This window comes from Thauera linaloolentis 47Lol = DSM 12138 (genome assembly GCF_000310205.1).
In the GTDB taxonomy this organism is placed as follows: Bacteria; Pseudomonadota; Gammaproteobacteria; order Burkholderiales; family Rhodocyclaceae; genus Thauera; species Thauera linaloolentis.
Map to the genome: position 1 here is coordinate 1 of NZ_AMXE01000174.1, position 1,523 is coordinate 1,523.

Sequence of the window (1,523 nt, forward strand, 5' to 3'; positions counted from 1 at the left end):
CTCAGAAGAACCCGAGTTTGTTCTCGCTGTAGCTGACGAGGAGGTTCTTTGTCTGCTGGTAGTGGTCGAGCATCATTTTGTGGGTTTCGCGCCCGATGCCCGACTCCTTGTAGCCGCCGAAGGCCGCGTGCGCGGGGTAGGCGTGGTAGCAGTTGGTCCACACCCGTCCGGCCTGGATGGCGCGGCCCATGCGGTAGGCGACGTTGCCGTTGCGGCTCCACACCCCGGCACCCAGCCCGTACAGCGTGTCGTTGGCAATGGCCAGCGCCTCGGCCTCGTCCTTGAAGGTGGTCACCGCCAGCACCGGGCCGAAGATCTCCTCCTGGAAGATGCGCATCTTGTTGTGGCCCTTGAACAGCGTGGGCTGGATGTAGTAGCCCTGGGCCAGGGCGCCGGGCAGGTTCGCGCGGTCGCCGCCGATCAGCACCTCGGCGCCTTCCTCCTTGCCCAGCGCCAGGTACGACTGGATCTTGCTCATCTGCTCGCTCGAGGCCTGCGCGCCCATCATCGACTCGGTGTCGAGCGGGTCGCCGTGGCGGATCGCGGCCACGCGCGCGAGCACGCGCTCCATGAAGCGCTCGTAGATGCTCTCCTGGATCAGCGCCCGGCTCGGGCAGGTGCACACTTCGCCCTGGTTGAAGGCGAACAGCACCAGGCCCTCGATGGCCTTGTCGAGGAAGGCGTCGTCACGGTCCATGACGTCGGCGAAGAAGACGTTGGGCGACTTGCCGCCCAGCTCAAGCGTGGCCGGGATCAGGTTGTTGGCCGCGGCCTGGGCGATGACCCGGCCGGTGGAGGTCGAGCCGGTGAAGGCGATCTTGGCGATGCGCTTGCTGGTGGCCAGCGGCATGCCGGCTTCGCGGCCGAAGCCGTTGACGATGTTGAGCACGCCCGGGGGCAGCAGGTCGGCGATCAGCTCGACGAGCACGAGGATGGAGACCGGGGTGGATTCGGCCGGCTTCAACACCACGCAGTTGCCCGCGCCCAGGGCCGGGGCGAGCTTCCAGGCGGCCATCAGGATGGGGAAGTTCCAGGGGATGATCTGTCCGACCACGCCCAGCGGCTCGTGCAGGTGGTAGGCGACGGTGTTCTCGTCGATCTCGCTGATGCTGCCTTCCTGGGCGCGCAGGCAGCCGGCGAAGTAGCGGAAGTGATCGACGGTGAGCGGGATGTCGGCGTTGAGGGTCTCGCGGATGGCCTTGCCGTTGTCGACGGTCTCGGCGTAGGCCAGCCGCTCGAGGTTCTGCTCGATGCGGTCGGCAATCTTGAGCAGGACGTTGGCGCGCTCGGCGGGCGAGGTCTTGCCCCACTTGGGGAAGGCGGCGTGGGCGGCGTCCAGCGCCAGCTCGATGTCCTCGGCGCTCGAGCGCGCCGCCTGCGTGTAGGGCTGGCCGGTGATCGGCGTCACCACGTCGAAGTACTGACCCTTGACCGGCGCAACCCAGCGCCCGCCGATGAAGTTGTCGTACTTCGCCTTGTACTGGATCGGCGCGCCAGAATGGCCAGGGTGTGCGTAAAGCATC

The 1,523-nt window shown here is 67.1% G+C and carries 1 protein-coding gene; it reads right to left on the bottom strand.

Translation table 11 applies throughout. The features are described from left to right. Position 1: 1 nt before the first annotated feature. A complete protein-coding gene (gene exaC / locus C666_RS19010) occupies positions 2–1,522 on the bottom strand; it encodes an acetaldehyde dehydrogenase ExaC (protein ID WP_004350373.1) in 1,521 nt (506 codons plus the stop codon). Position 1,523: the final 1 nt, after the last annotated feature.

Coding starts and splice junctions, on each gene's coding strand:
- exaC (WP_004350373.1), bottom strand. CDS start 1,522: ATGCTTTACGCACACCCTGGCCATTCTGGCGCGCCGATCCAGTACAAG.